We start from the raw sequence: 13,442 nt of genomic DNA, 5'->3' as shown, positions 1-13,442 counted from the left end.
TTATAGGTTAGGTTAAAGAGTTCTTCCGGTGTTGATAACATTCACGCCGTTGAAGCGTGCGGTGGCCGATCCGTGCGACACTGCATTCGACTGGGCCGGTTGACCCTTGCCGTCGTTGAAGGCGCCGTTCATGCGATAGTCGCGTTCGTCGCAAACCTGCACACAGCTGTTCCAGAATTCCTGTGTGTTGGATTGATAGGCCACGTCTTTCAGCATGCCCGCAATCTTGCCGTTCTTGATTTCGAAGAACAACACACCACCAAACTGGAAGTTGTAGCGCTGCTGGTCGATCGAAAACGACCCGTCTTTCACAATGTAGATACCCTTCTCTACGCCGCTGATCATTTGATCCGGGGTAAGTTGTGCCTTGCCGGGTTGCAGCGACACGTTGGCCATGCGCTGAAACTGCACGTCGCGCCAGCTTTGTGAATAGCAACAGCCGTGCGATTCGCCCTGGCCCAGAATGTGCACCTGGTCGCGGATGGCCTGGTAGTTCACCAGCACACCGTCTTTCACCAAATCCCATTGTTTTGTTTTCACACCTTCGTCGTCAAACCCCACCGCGCCGAGCGAACCGGGTTGTATTTTGTCGGCCACAAAGTTCACGGCCTTGCTGCCGTATTGAAACTTGCCCGACTGCTGTTTGTCTAGTGTTGCAAAGCTGGTTCCGGCATAGTTGGCTTCATAGCCCAACACGCGGTCGAGCTCCAAGGGGTGGCCTACCGATTCGTGAATGGTGAGCCACATGTGTGAAGGTTCCAGCACGAGATCGTATTTGCCGGGCTCTACCGATTTGGCCGAGATCAGTTGCTTGGCTTGTTCGGCAGCCATCGTCGCATCTTCCACGATGTCGTATGACTTGTTGTAGAGGATGATGCCACCGGGACCCTGAATTTTATCTTGTGCCTTTCCATCGAGATATTCATAGCCCATGCCCACCGGTGCGCTAAACGCCGAACGGGTTTTGAATTGGCCCGAGGCTTTGTCGATCATCGTCACCTGGAAGTTGGGCCAGGTGCGGTGAATGTCCTGGTCGATATAAGAGCCTTCTGTCGAAGCGAAGTACTTTTGTTCATTCACCAGGAACATGATGCTGTTGATGAAGCTGGCACCTTTCTCCATCGCTTTGGCGTTTGCGTTCAGCAACAGGTCGGCCTTGTCTTTCACGGGCACTTCGAAGCCGTTTTTCTGAATCGGAGTTTTCCAGGTCACTTCGCCATAGCCTTTTTCGGCAGCGAGTTTCACCGGCTCTTTCTGAAATTTTGAATTGGCTTTCGCGATGGCCACCGCGCGCTCGGTGGCTTTCTTGATGCCGTCGGGTGTCACCTCGTTGGTGGCTGCGAAGCCCCACGTGCCGTTGGCAATCACGCGAACACCCACGCCAAACGACTCGGTGTTGCGAATGCTTTGCACTTTGTTTTCGCGGGTGATAACAAACTGATTTAGGTACCGGCCAATGCGCACATCGGCATAGGTTGCGCCATTCGACTTCGCCGTGTTGAGGGCAACGTCGGCCAGGCGTTTCTTCTGGGCCACGTCAAGGCCGGGTTCCAGAAGCGCTTCGGGACTCACAATGTTTGCCAGGGATGTAACGGGAAGCATCAAGGCTCCCGCGCCCATGCCGGCCATTTGGATAAAATCTCTTCTCTTCATAATCGTTGCCGGGGGTTATAGGGTTCTTCCTGTGTTGATCACATTGATGCCGTCGAAACGGGTGGTGGAGCTTCCGTGCGACACGGCGCTGACCTGCGAGGGCTGTCCTTTGCCGTCGAAGAATGAACCGAACAAGCGGTAATCTTTTTCGTCGCAGATCTTTGTGCAGCTGTTCCAGAACTCCTGTGTGTTCGATTGATAGGCCACGTCGTTGAGCATGCTGCCAATGGCACCATTCTTGATTTCATAGAACACCGTGCCGCCAAACTGGAAGTTGTAGCGTTGCTGATCGATGGAGTAGGAGCCACGGCCCGCGATGTAGATGCCTTTCTCCACATCTTTAATCATGTCGTTGATGGAGTAGGGATCTTTGCCCGGTGCCAGCGAGATGTTGGCCATGCGTTGAAACTGCACGTCGCTCCAGCTCTGCGCATAACAGCAACCGTGCGATTCGTTTTGTCCGAGAATGTGCACCTGATCGCGGATGGCCTGGTAGTTCACCAGCACGCCGTCTTTGATCAGATCCCAGCGCTTGCATTGCACGCCTTCGTCGTCATAGCCCACGGCGCCGAGTGAGCCGGGTTGTGTTTTGTCGGCGAAGATGTTTACAAGCTTGCTGCCATAGTTAAACTTGCCCGTCTTCCATTTGTCGAGCGTGGCAAAACTGGTTCCGGCATAGTTGGCTTCGTAGCCCAGCACGCGGTCCAGTTCTAACGGATGGCCTACCGATTCGTGGATGGTGAGGCCAAGGTGGTTGGGCTCCAGCACCACGCTGTATTTTCCGGGCTCCACCGATTTGGCGGTGAGCATGGCTTTGGCTTGTTGAGCCGCGAGTGTGGCGTCCTCCACCATGTCGTAGCTGTTCTTGTAGAGCATCACATCGGCGGGGCCGTGCAGCTTGTCAAAAGCTTTCGGGATCATGTATTCATAGCCCATGCCCATCGGCGCGCTCAACGCCTGACGTGTTTTAAACGTGTTTGTGGCTTTGTCGATGGCGGTGATGGAGAAGGTGGGCCAGATGCGATGAATGTCCTGGTCGATGTAGGAACCTTCGGTGGAGGCGAAATATTTTTGTTCGTTCACCTGAAACAGGTTGGAGCTAACAAAGTTGGCGCCGTTCTGCAGAGCCGCCGCGTTTGCTTTCAGCAGCAGGTCTGTTTTTTCGGAGACCGGCACTTCGAACGCGTTTTTTTCAATCGGTGTTTTCCAGGTCACTTCGCCATAGCCTTTCACCGGCGCGAGCTTCACGGGTTCCTTCTGGAATTTTGAATTGGCTTTCGCGATGGCTACCGCTTGCTGGGTGGCTTTTCGGATGCCTTCTGTCGTCACCGTGTTGGTAGAGGCAAAGCCCCATGTGCCGTTCACGATGACGCGTATGCCGGCACCAAACGATTCGGTGTTGGCAATGTTCTGCACTTTGTTTTCGCGCGTGGAAATAAATTGATTGAGGTAGCGCCCGATCCGGATGTCGGCATATGATGCACTCATCGACTTGGCGGTGGTCAGAGCAACGTCGGCAAGTTGTCTCTTCTGAAGGGCGTCAAGGGGGGAGTCCAGCAATGCTTCAACAGGAATGGGGTTCCCCATCATGGGCACAGACACCAGCATCCCGCCAATGCCTAACCCGGCCAGTTGAACAAATTCTCTTCTTTTCAAGGGTAATGAGTTTAGGTAAGTGAGTTATAATGCAGTGTAAAATAGTCAAAGAAATAAAAAAGGATACCTGAAAAGGTATCCTTAGTCAATAGATTATATGAATGGTCGGCGCTCCGGCCTGGGTTGGCTATTCGGAGAGGGCGCTGAAATCGAATGAAGTTTCCAGGAACTTGGTTGTGAACTTGCCCGATCGGAACGTGGCATTGTCCATCAATTTGATGTGGAAGGGGATCGTGGTCTTGATGCCTTCAATCACAAATTCTTGCAAAGCACGTTTCATGCGCGTAATCACCTCTTCGCGCGACTGTCCGGTGATGATGAGCTTGGCGATCATCGAGTCATAGTTCGGCGGAATGGTGTAGCCCGCGTATACGTGACTGTCAATGCGCACGCCGTGTCCACCGGGCATGTGCATGTTGGTGATTTTTCCGGGTGAAGGACGGAAGCCGTTTGCCGGATCTTCGGCATTGATGCGGCACTCCATCGAAAACATTTTTGGAAAATAATTGTTGCCCGAAATCGGCACACCGGCCGCTACTTTGATTTGCTCTTTAATAAGGTCATAATCCGTCACTTCTTCGGTGATGGGGTGTTCTACCTGGATGCGGGTGTTCATTTCCATGAAGTAGAATTTGCCATGCTTGTCCACGAGAAACTCAATGGTGCCGGCGCCTTCATAGTTGATGGCTTTTGCGCCTTTGATGGCCGCTTCGCCCATGCGCTCGCGCAACTCCTGACTCACAATGGGGGAGGGCGTTTCTTCCACCAGTTTCTGGTGACGACGTTGCACGGAGCAATCGCGTTCAGACAGGTGACATACCTTGCCGTATTGATCGCCCACAATCTGAATTTCGATGTGGCGGGGTTCTTCTACAAATTTTTCGAGGTAGAGGCCATCGTTTCCAAACGACGCACCGGCTTCGCGCTTGGCGTCGTCCCACGCCTTCTTGAATTCCGCTTCGTTGTTGATGATGCGCATGCCTTTTCCGCCACCACCGGCCGTTGCTTTCACAATGACAGGGTAGCCGATTTCTTTCGACATCTCGATGCCTTGCTCAATCGAGTCCAGCAGTCCGTCCGAACCTGGGATGGTCGGCACGCCGGCTTTCTTCATGGTGTCTTTCGCAGTGGCCTTGTCGCCCATGGCCTGGATCATGGCCGGTGTGGGGCCGATGAACTTGATGCCATATTCGTGACAGATGGCCGAGAACTCCGCGCGCTCCGACAGGAAGCCGTAACCGGGGTGGATGGCATCGGCGTTGGTGATTTCCGCAGCCGAGATGATGCGGGGAATGTTGAGGTATGAATCTTTGCTGGGTGCGTCGCCGATGCACACGGCTTCGTCGGCAAAGCGAACGTGAAGGCTTTCACGATCGGCCGTGGAATAGACCGCTACGGTTTTGATATCCATTTCGCGGCATGTGCGGATCACGCGCAGGGCGATTTCACCACGGTTTGCTATGAGTATTTTCTTGAACACAGTTGCAGGGTTTAAAGTCCAAATGATAACATGCTTCAACTTGTTGAGGCCACCTCCGGAAAACCAAAACATCAATACCGTTGGGTAATGATGTCTTGCGGTGGGCTTCAAACGAAGCGGAATATGTTTTTAACTAGTCTGGTTCTACTACAAAAAGTACCTGATCGTATTCTACCGGCGAAGCGTTTTCGATCATCGCTTTCACAATGGTTCCCGAAACTTCCGATTCAATTTCGTTGAATAGTTTCATGGCTTCAATGATGCACACGGTCTGGCCTTTGGAGACCTTGTCGCCTACCTGCACAAACGACGGGGTGTCGGGTGTGGACGAGCGATAGAAGGTTCCGATCATCGGCGATTTGATTTCGACTGTTTTCTTGCCTGCGGCAACCGGGGCAGCTGTTTCTGCTTTCGGCGCCAGCGCGGGCGTTGCAGCAGGGGCCACCGCCGCGACAGGCGCTACGGCTGCTTGTGTCATCACAGGTGTTGACTTGAACACCTTTTGATCCGGCTCGCGCTTCACGCTGAGCTTTAGTTCTTTGGTTTCAATGTTTACCTCGTTCAATCCTGACTTGGAGATGAAATCAATAAGGTCTCTTATTTCTGTTGTTTTCATTGCAGGTTGGTTAGTAGATCCTGAATCGTTGGCGGTCTTCGAAGGAGCTGCTTCCTTCTTGGCCACAGGTTTCGATGCGCGTGATTTGCTCATGGGATATGTTATTCTTTTACGCGTTCAACATATTCACCTTTGGTGGTGATTTTAATCTTATCGCCTGTGTTCACAAACAGGGGCACACGGATCTCGACGCCGTTCTCCAGGGTGGCGGGCTTCAGCGTGCGGGTGGCGGTGTCGCCTTGCATGCCGGGCTCGGTATATTGCACTTCCATCACCACGTGCGAAGGAGGTTCGGCTGTGATGGCGCTGTCGCCGTTTTCAAAAGCAATCAACAGGGTCACGCCTTCTTTGATGAAGTTCACGGCATCGCCCAGCAATTTCCGGTCGATATATACCTGGTCGAAGGTCACGTTGTCCATGCACACGAGGCTGTCGCCATCGGCATAGAGGTATTGATATTCTTTCGTTTCTACGCGGAGGATTTCAACTTCTTCTCCGGGGCGGAATCGGTTCTCTGCAATTTTTCCATTGCGCACGTTGCGCATTTTAATTTGGTAGAATGCGCGCAAGTTTCCGGGCGTGCGATGCTGTAGTTCTTCCACCTGCATCACTTCGCCGTTGTAGCGCATGAAGTTTCCCTTGCTTAAATCAGAGACGGTTGCCATAAAAAAATCAAACTTTAAGTTACAAATGAATTGATGAATTACAAGAGTTCACGTTTTGAGTGAACCGTCGTCGGTAAAGGATTAGCTGTTATACGCCCATTTCACGTAGACAGCACCCCAGGTGAAGCCTCCGCCGAACGCCGCGATGATCAGGTTGTCGCCCTTCTTCAATTTCTTCTCATAGTCCCATAACAACAACGGAATGGTGCCCGCGGTTGTGTTTCCATAGCGCTCAATGTTCATCATTACTTTATCTTCCGAGATGCCCACGCGGCTTGCTGTGGCATCGATGATGCGTTTGTTGGCCTGGTGTGGCACCAGCCACTGAATGTTGTCGGCATTCAGGTGATTACGTTCCGCCAGCTGTGCCGATACGTCGGCCATGTTGGTGACGGCAAATTTGAAAACAGCCGACCCTTCCTGGTATACGAAGTGTTCGCGTTTTGTCACCGAGTCGAGGGTGGCAGGTCTGCGGCTTCCGCCGGCCTTCATGTGCAGGTAGGCTTCGCCGTTGCCATCGCTTTTCAGGATGGAGTCCATCACGCCCACGTCTTCGGTGGTGGGTTCCAGCAACACGCAGCCTGCGCCGTCGCCGAAAATGATGCAGGTAGTGCGGTCGGTATAGTCCATGATGGCCGACATTTTGTCGCCGCCAATCACCACTACTTTTTTATACATGCCCGACTGAATGTAGCTGGCGCCGGTAGCCAATCCGTAGATAAAGCCCGAGCATGCCGCGCTCATGTCGAAGCTGAAGGCGTTGGTAGCCCCCACGGCGGTGGCCACAATGTTGGCCGTGGCCGGAAACGTCATGTCGGCCGTGACCGTGGCAAAGATGAGCAGGTCTATTTCTTTGGGGTCGATTTTGGTTTTCGCCAGCAGGTCTTCCACCGCCTTGATGCCCAGCACAGACACGCCCTGGTTTTCGCCTTTCAGGATGCGTCGTTCTTTAATGCCCGTGCGACTGGTGATCCACTCGTCGCTGGTGTCCACCATGGTTTCCAGTTCCTGGTTGGTGAGAATGTAGTCCGGAACGTAGCCCCCGACACCTGTAATAGCAGCTCTAATTTTGGTCATAGTTCTTGTTAAAACGTTATCGATCCGGTTGAGCGGACCTGCCCATGATATAAAAAGAAAATGCCCGGAGGTTGAGCCACCGAGCATGACATAATTTTCCTAGGGGAAACAGAGACAATCCCTCTTGTCCTCGATCACTAAAATTGCTAAAGTGGTTTCAGTGAACTGAAATTGCGCGAGGTGCAGCGGGTTCATGCAATGTTATGCCAGAACTTCTTTTTCCATAACCACCTTACCGTTGTAGTAAAGTTTACCCTCGAGCCAGAAGGCGCGGTGTGGCAGGTGGTGTTCTCCCGTTGTGGGGCACACGGCTAATTGCTTCGCAGTAGCTTTGTAGTGTGTTCTTCTTTTATCTCTACGGGTTTTCGAGAGTTTTCGCTTCGGATTCGGCATAGTCTAAACTGTTTTATTTTAATTTCTTCAAAATATTCCAACGCGGATCGATGTCTTCGTCATTGTCGTCGTCGCTGTCATCGTCCGGACTTCCGGACGAATAAACGATTTTGCCTTCAATGTCGTCGTCTTCGGCTTCCTCCTCGTCCTTGAAACGGGGGTGAAGCTTTTTCAGCGGTATGGCCAGGCCGATGAACTCGTAGATGTATTGCCCGAGCTCAAGCGTGGCCGTGTCACGGTGGATGATCACGATTTCATCCGTAATTTCTTCGTCGGCGTCTCCGTATTTGAATACGATTTTATGCGTATTCAAAACTGGGAAATCGAAGGGTTCCAGGGTCCTGTCGCAGACCAGTTTGGCGACTCCTTTGATTTTAAACTCCGCTTCGAGGAAGGTTTCGTGTTTAAACAACATCACATCGGCATGAAACGCACCTTCCGACAGAAGATCCGACCCATATTTCCTGAAGAACGCCTCACCAATTTCGTAATCGAAATGGTGCTCTTTGTTACTCAGGCCGACAATATTGATACCGTATGCCCCCAACCTCAATACCCTTTCGGGCGCTAAAAATTAGTCGGCAAATTTAGAATAATTAAATCAGAAAGTAAAAATGAGATCGCAATTGGTAGCCGCCGTCGTTGAGAGTATCTGGTTTACTGCGACCATTTAGTGGGTAATTTGGCTAAATAGGCCTAAAAGGAACTCCAAACAGTTGTTAGTTATTTCCTATTTTAAATTGAAAATTTATTAACATTTAACCAATATAATTCTGTTTTTTGAATGACCCGTTGGCCTTTGAATGTTATCAGAATGGAGGATAAGGAAAAAGAGCAGGTAAAGTTTAATACCGAAATTATCAAGCTCCTTGTTTTGTTGTTTATAGCAACTGGTGGAGGGGCACTAACATTGCTCGCTAGCGGAATATCGGCGGCAAGGCATTCCGTATCGATCGCAGCCGGAATGATTTTTTCGATCGCTTGTGGAATATTGGCGTTTGTAATTTATGTCATACACAAAAACGATTAAAATGAGCGACCTTTTTTCATACATCGTGATAGCGGGCATCTTCCTGGGTGGAATGGTGCCCATTGTAGCCGGTATTATATACTACGTGAAAGAGAACAAGAGGCTAGACCATGAGGCCGCTCTGGATAAAAAGCGCAAAGAGGAAGACCAGAGACATTATTATGCCCGATGATGCCGTTTTACAATAACTAGATGAACTCCCCAAGGGCGGCGTCGCGGAACTCCGCGTTGGACTTTTTCCCGTAATTTTCAATGAAATAGTCGATTACGCCCTTTTTGAAGCCCAATTTGATGGCGATATTCTTACAGAAAATAATCTCGCTCTCGAACACGTTTTGGTCCACAAAAACCAGTTCGATGCTCGACCACAGGTAGTCGAACTTCTGGTCCAGCGACAAGGCCCCCAGCGAATCGATGGGCTCCGGATTGCGGATGAGGTCGTGAACCTCCTCTTCCGGGAACTTGCGCTCGCGGGCAATCTTGAAAATCATCTCCCGCTCGATCTTTGCGAAATGTTTATCCGCCTCGGCCAGTTGGATAAGTATGTTCAGCTGCTTTTTTGTGACGATATCCATTTCAACTAATACTTGAAGATCAAATATAATTAATAATAAAAAATAAGGGCCACCTGTCGGTCAAATGCGAAACCAGCCTGCCTAAATAAGCTTATTTTTCTGTGGATGGTTCTGTACGGCTTTTAAAAATGTCTGCCGCCCGGTATACCGCCTCCCGTAAAGAACTCTCGTTTGCCTGATTTTTACCGGCAATGCTGAATGCCGTGCCATGGTCGGGCGATGTGCGCACGACCGACAGCCCGGCCGTGAAATTCACCCCTTCTTCGAACACCAGCGCCTTGAAAGGCAACAGGCCCTGATCGTGATACATAGCCAGCACACCATCATATTTAGTGTGGGTGCCTGTGGCAAAGAAGCCGTCGGCCGCAAACGGTCCGTAAACCAGCCAGCCTTTGTTCTTCAGTTCCACCAGCACGGGTTTGATCACCGCGTCGTCTTCCTGGCCGATCAGGCCACCGTCGCCCGCGTGGGGATTGAGGCCCAGCACGGCAATCTTGGGCTTGTTGATGCCAAAGTCCTTCCGGAGCGACTGGTCCATGATCTTCAATTTGGCTTCGATCTTTTCCTTGGTCACAGCCGTGGCAATGTCTTTCACGGGGATGTGTTCGGTGACCAGGCCCACCTTCAGAGCGTCGCTCACCATGAACATGAGGCTTTCGTTCGATCCGAAAAATTTGGTGAGATACTCCGTGTGTCCTTTGAAGGGAAACTCTTCGCTGTGGATGGAGTGTTTGTCGATGGGCGCGGTCACGAGTGCGTCGATCAATCCTTCCTTCAGATCTTCGCAGGCTTGCTTCAGAGCCACAAAGGCTGCCTTGCCGGCTTCTTTCGATGCTTTGCCGGGAACCACTTCGAGCGATTCTTCCCAGCAGTTCACCACGTTGATGCTCTTGGGTGCGTATTGCCCCTTGTTGCGCACCTGTGTGTAGTTGAACTCTTCGATGTTCAATAATTTTTTATAGAAGGATATGACTTTGGCTGAGCCGTAGATGACCGGAGTGATGATGCCGTGCAGGCGATTATCAGCAAGTGCCTTTATGACTACTTCGGGACCTATGCCGTTAGGGTCGCCCAGGGTTATGCCGATACGAGGTTTCTGTGGTTGCATCGTTAGAGTAAGTTCAATTCTTTTGCGATTTAGTGAAAATATCTATTTGTTCCTTGTAGATTGTGCCGGATGTATGCGGACTGAACAAACAAACAAGGTAAGACCCAAGAAGTCGTTGGGGCAACATTTCCTCCACGATCAACAAATTGCCCGGCGCATTGTCGACGCGTTGGAGGTGAGCGGAACAAGCCCCGCCGTGTTGGAGATAGGACCGGGCATGGGTGTGCTCACGAAGTATTTGCTCGAACGCGAAGGGCTGGATCTGAAAGTGATCGAGATCGATCGCGACTCGGTGGCCTATCTCAAGAAAAATTATGCCGTGGCGCTGAACAACCGGATCGTGGAAGGTGACTTTCTGGAAACGGAGGTCGATAAAATTTTTCCCGGTCACTTTTCCATCATCGGAAATTTCCCGTACAACATATCGTCGCAGATCTTCTTTCGCGTGCTGGCACGCCGCGAGTACGTAGATCAGGTGGTGTGTATGTTGCAGAAGGAAGTGGCCGATCGCATTGCCGCGCCACACGGAAGCAAAACCTATGGCATCCTCAGTGTGTTATTACAAGCGTACTATGACATCGACAACCTGTTCAAGGTTCCGCCCGGTGTGTTCACGCCACCACCCAAAGTGATGTCGGCCGTGATTCGCCTCCGACGCAACCAGCGGCAGCAGTTGGGATGCAACGAAACGTTGTTTGTGCAGGTGGTGAAGCAGGCGTTCAATACACGCCGCAAGACCTTGCGCAACGCACTAAAAAATCTAAATTTGGCAGCCGAAATAACGACGCTTGAAATTTTTAACAAGCGTGCCGAACAGTTGTCGGTGCAGGATTTTATAAACCTCACATCTTTAATCGAGCGCAGTCGTGGAGCAACAACCCCTGGTTGAATTTGAGTTGACCGTTGAATTCCGGAGCCGTTTCCAGGAAGCGCTGGATGTACGCGACGAAGCTTTCATTAAGACGATCTTGCAGGATGTGAAGCCGGCCGACATCACCACACTGCTCTATGAATTTAATTCGGAAGAGTCGAAGTATGTGATGGACCTGTTGCCCATCGAAACCCAGGCTGAGATCATCAGCGACCTGGACCGCGACACACGCAAGCGCTTTCTAAAAGTATATCCTCCCGCCGAGATCACCAACTTCCTCAATCAACTTGCTTCCGACGACACGGCCGACATCCTCAACGAGCTCCCGATCAAGGAACGCGAGCAGGTGCTGTCGGGACTGGAGCCGGAACTCAAAGGACAGGTAACGGAACTGCTGCGCTACGAAGAACACGTAGCCGGCGGGTTAATGGCGAAAGAACTCATCAAGGCCCGCTATCACTGGACGGTGGTGGAATGTGTAAACGAAATCCGGAAGCAGGCCGAGAGTGTCAATAAATTTTATGCCGTCTATGTAGTAGACGAACACGACAAGCTGCTGGGCCGCGTGGCCTTGCAAGACCTGATTGTGTCGGATGCGAAAACACTGGTGGCCGACATCTATGAACACGATGTGGTTTCGGCCGAGACCTATTTGCCGGACACCGAAGTGGCCGACATGATGAAGAAGTATGACCTTGAATCCGTGCCCGTGGTGAACGTGCAGGGCCAACTGGTGGGCCGCATCACCATCGACGACGTGGTGGATGTGATCACCGAGCAGGCCGACGAAGAACGGAAGATGATGGCCGGTATCACCGAGAGCGTAGAGGAAGACGACAGCGTGTGGCGCAACACACGCGCGCGTTTGCCCTGGTTGCTCATCGGCATCTTTGGTGGTTTGATGAACGCCAAGTTCATGGGTTTGTTTGAAGCCGAACTGGTGCGCGTCACGGCCATTGCCTTCTTCACACCACTCATCCAGGCCACCGGGGGCAACGTGGGCATACAGTCGTCGTCGCTCATCGTGCAAAGTCTTGCCAATCCCGACTTTGTGGACGAGGGGTTGTGGAAACGTTTGGTGAAAGTGTTTTTTGTAGCCATACTCAATGGCGTGTTCCTGTCGGTGCTGGTCTTTGGGGCCAACATCGTGTTGTTTCAGGAATATCGTTTGTCGCTGGTAGTGTCGCTGGCGTTGTTCAGCGTGGTGTTGTTTGCGTCGTTCATCGGCACCCTCACACCGCTTATTCTGAACAGGTTTGGATTTAATCCCGCGTTGGCGGCAGGGCCCTTCATCACCACCACCAACGACCTGCTGGGACTTACCCTTTATTTTTTCACGGTTCACATCATGCTCTGATATTTTATGCCGCTTTGCTTAGTAATCGACCCCATGCACGAAAGCCTTTTCGAAATGATGACCGGAATCGGCTGGCAGGTTGACTATAAACCCAACATCACGCGCGACGAGATCAAAGCCCTTCACACAGGCTACGACGGATTGATCGTGCGCAGCAAGACCACCATCGATCGCGACCTGCTGGGCGACGCGCCCACGCTGAAGTTGGTTGGACGTGCGGGCGCCGGGTTAGACAATGTGGATCTGGCCTATATGGAAGAGAAGGGCATACACGTGCTGCACGCTTCAGAAGGAAATCGCGATGCCGTGGGGGAGTATGCCGTGGGCACGTTGCTAAGCCTGCTGCGCAACATACCGCGTGGCGACCAGCAGGTGCGGCAGTCCGTGTGGGATCGCGAAGGCAACCGGGGCGAAGAGATCATGGGGAAGACCATAGGCATTGTGGGCTATGGCAACATGGGCCACGCGTTTGCCCGCCGGCTGTCGGGATTCGGATGTAATGTTTTGGCCTACGATAAGTATAAAACCGGATTTACGGATGCCTTTGTGCGCGAGGTGTCGATGGAGACCCTGTGGAGCGAGAGCGATATGCTGAGCCTTCACATTCCCCTGACGGCAGAAACCCGGATGATGGTGAACGGCGAGTATCTGAAGCGTTTCAAAAAACGCATCGTGTTTGTGAACACGGCGCGTGGCGAGATTGTTTCGTTGACCGATCTTGCCGAAGCCGTGGAGCAAGGGCAGGTGCGGGGCGCTGTGCTGGACGTGCTGGAAAATGAAAAACTGGACAAGCTCACAGCAAGTCAGCGCCACGCCTTCAATTTACTGGCCAACCGGTCTAATGTAATATTGACCCCCCACATTGCCGGCTGGACCTTTGAGTCGCATGTCAAAATAAATGTAGCTTTGGTACACAAAATCGAAGCGCTACGGCTCGTGTAAATAAAAAACTTAGCGTAAA

At 51.8% G+C, this 13,442-nt stretch carries 15 protein-coding genes; 5 read left to right on the top strand and 10 right to left on the bottom strand.

Annotated elements, in window-relative coordinates; all coding sequences use genetic code 11:
• Window positions 1–12: 12 nt before the first annotated feature.
• The 8 genes from JI741_RS16715 to JI741_RS16680 form a co-directional block, all read right to left on the bottom strand.
• A complete protein-coding gene (locus tag JI741_RS16715; RefSeq protein WP_202011572.1) occupies window positions 13–1,653 on the bottom strand; it encodes a TldD/PmbA family protein in 1,641 nt (546 codons plus the stop codon).
• A gap of 15 nt (window positions 1,654–1,668) precedes the next feature.
• Window positions 1,669–3,309, bottom strand: a complete 1,641-nt coding sequence (locus JI741_RS16710; RefSeq protein WP_202011570.1) for a TldD/PmbA family protein — start codon at window positions 3,307–3,309, stop codon at window positions 1,669–1,671.
• A gap of 127 nt (window positions 3,310–3,436) precedes the next feature.
• Window positions 3,437–4,789 carry an acetyl-CoA carboxylase biotin carboxylase subunit gene (accC, locus tag JI741_RS16705; RefSeq protein WP_202011567.1) on the bottom strand — a complete coding sequence of 451 codons (1,353 nt, stop codon included), beginning with the start codon at window positions 4,787–4,789 and terminating at the stop codon, window positions 3,437–3,439.
• Between the two features lie 133 nt (window positions 4,790–4,922).
• Complete coding sequence (gene accB, locus JI741_RS16700; RefSeq protein ID WP_202012040.1) at window positions 4,923–5,405, bottom strand: acetyl-CoA carboxylase biotin carboxyl carrier protein; 483 nt, start codon at window positions 5,403–5,405, stop codon at window positions 4,923–4,925.
• 101 nt (window positions 5,406–5,506) lie between these two features.
• Window positions 5,507–6,070 carry an elongation factor P gene (efp, locus tag JI741_RS16695; RefSeq protein WP_202011565.1) on the bottom strand — a complete coding sequence of 188 codons (564 nt, stop codon included), beginning with the start codon at window positions 6,068–6,070 and terminating at the stop codon, window positions 5,507–5,509.
• Between the two features lie 81 nt (window positions 6,071–6,151).
• Window positions 6,152–7,147, bottom strand: a complete 996-nt coding sequence (locus tag JI741_RS16690) for a beta-ketoacyl-ACP synthase III (protein ID WP_202011563.1) — start codon at window positions 7,145–7,147, stop codon at window positions 6,152–6,154.
• 201 nt (window positions 7,148–7,348) lie between these two features.
• Entirely contained in the window at window positions 7,349–7,540 is a 192-nt protein-coding gene (rpmF, locus tag JI741_RS16685; protein ID WP_119755570.1) for a 50S ribosomal protein L32, read from the bottom strand.
• A gap of 13 nt (window positions 7,541–7,553) precedes the next feature.
• Complete coding sequence (locus tag JI741_RS16680) at window positions 7,554–7,955, bottom strand: YceD family protein (RefSeq protein WP_236676139.1); 402 nt, start codon at window positions 7,953–7,955, stop codon at window positions 7,554–7,556.
• On the opposite strand from JI741_RS16680, the gene JI741_RS32555 reads away from it, so the two are divergent.
• Window positions 7,842–8,111 (top strand): hypothetical protein, encoded by a 270-nt coding sequence (locus JI741_RS32555; protein WP_236676148.1) that lies wholly within the window; start codon window positions 7,842–7,844, stop codon window positions 8,109–8,111. The genes JI741_RS16680 and JI741_RS32555 overlap by 114 nt on opposite strands.
• Window positions 8,112–8,571: 460 nt before the next feature.
• Window positions 8,572–8,742 (top strand): hypothetical protein, encoded by a 171-nt coding sequence (locus tag JI741_RS16675; protein ID WP_202011558.1) that lies wholly within the window; start codon window positions 8,572–8,574, stop codon window positions 8,740–8,742.
• Window positions 8,743–8,758: 16 nt separating this feature from the next.
• On the opposite strand, the gene JI741_RS16670 is transcribed toward JI741_RS16675, so the two are convergent.
• Both JI741_RS16670 and pdxA read right to left on the bottom strand, forming a co-directional pair.
• Window positions 8,759–9,145, bottom strand: a complete 387-nt coding sequence (locus JI741_RS16670; protein ID WP_202011556.1) for a TerB family tellurite resistance protein — start codon at window positions 9,143–9,145, stop codon at window positions 8,759–8,761.
• A gap of 91 nt (window positions 9,146–9,236) precedes the next feature.
• Window positions 9,237–10,253 carry a 4-hydroxythreonine-4-phosphate dehydrogenase PdxA gene (gene pdxA / locus JI741_RS16665; protein WP_202011554.1) on the bottom strand — a complete coding sequence of 339 codons (1,017 nt, stop codon included), beginning with the start codon at window positions 10,251–10,253 and terminating at the stop codon, window positions 9,237–9,239.
• 73 nt (window positions 10,254–10,326) lie between these two features.
• Here pdxA and rsmA point away from each other — a divergent pair, with 73 nt between their 5' ends.
• From rsmA to JI741_RS16650, 3 genes are read left to right on the top strand one after another with little or no spacing between them, the layout of a single operon-like run.
• Entirely contained in the window at window positions 10,327–11,142 is an 816-nt protein-coding gene (gene rsmA / locus JI741_RS16660; RefSeq protein WP_202011552.1) for a 16S rRNA (adenine(1518)-N(6)/adenine(1519)-N(6))-dimethyltransferase RsmA, read from the top strand.
• Window positions 11,120–12,481: a magnesium transporter gene (gene mgtE, locus JI741_RS16655; RefSeq protein ID WP_202011551.1), complete on the top strand. Its 1,362-nt coding sequence runs from the start codon at window positions 11,120–11,122 to the stop codon at window positions 12,479–12,481. Before rsmA ends, mgtE begins: the two co-directional genes overlap by 23 nt.
• Window positions 12,482–12,487: 6 nt before the next feature.
• Window positions 12,488–13,423: an NAD(P)-dependent oxidoreductase gene (locus tag JI741_RS16650; RefSeq protein WP_255534567.1), complete on the top strand. Its 936-nt coding sequence runs from the start codon at window positions 12,488–12,490 to the stop codon at window positions 13,421–13,423.
• Window positions 13,424–13,442: the final 19 nt, after the last annotated feature.

It is taken from the genome of Chryseolinea lacunae (assembly GCF_016735595.1).
Classification (GTDB): Bacteria; Bacteroidota; Bacteroidia; order Cytophagales; family Cyclobacteriaceae; genus Chryseolinea; species Chryseolinea lacunae.
The sequence above is the reverse complement of the archived record's forward strand: the minus strand, read 5'-3'. Positions and strand labels throughout refer to the sequence as shown.